This is a genomic window from Arthrobacter sp. 10T419, assembly GCF_056394105.1.
On the sequence record NZ_JBFTHF010000033.1, the window covers coordinates 1 to 532 of the forward strand.

1 protein-coding gene is annotated in these 532 nt (G+C 65.8%); it reads right to left on the bottom strand.

Annotated elements, in window-relative coordinates; genetic code table 11:
- On the bottom strand, nucleotides 1-532 hold a 532-nt coding region (locus AC1DBD_RS17735; protein ID WP_476982706.1), incomplete at both ends, for a phosphoenolpyruvate carboxykinase domain-containing protein.

A 532-nucleotide genomic window follows, 5' to 3' on the forward strand; every position in this document is an offset into this window, starting at 1 on the left:
GTCCAGTCCTTGCCCTGCCAGTCGACCAGGTGCGCCGGGGCTTCCTTGGTCATGCCTTCCCACCACACGTCGCCGTCATCGGTCAGCGCCACGTTGGTGAAGATCACGTTCTCCTTGAGCGTGGCCATGGCGTTGAAGTTGGTCTTCTCGCTCGTGCCCGGGGCCACGCCGAAGTAGCCGGCTTCCGGGTTGATGGCGTAGAGACGGCCGTCCTGGCCCGGCTTGATCCAGGCGATGTCGTCGCCGATGGTGGTGACCTTCCAGCCCTCGAAGCCCTTGGGCGGGATCAGCATGGCGAAGTTGGTCTTGCCGCAGGCCGACGGGAACGCGGCGGCCACGTGGTACTTCTTGCCCTTGGGCGAGGTCACGCCGAGGATCAGCATGTGCTCGGCCAGCCAGCCTTCGTCGCGGCCCATGGTCGAGGCGATGCGCAGCGCGAAGCACTTCTTGCCCAGCAGCGCGTTGCCGCCGTAGCCGGAGCCGAACGACCAGATCTCGCGGGTTTCGGGGAAGTGGACGATGTACTTGGTCG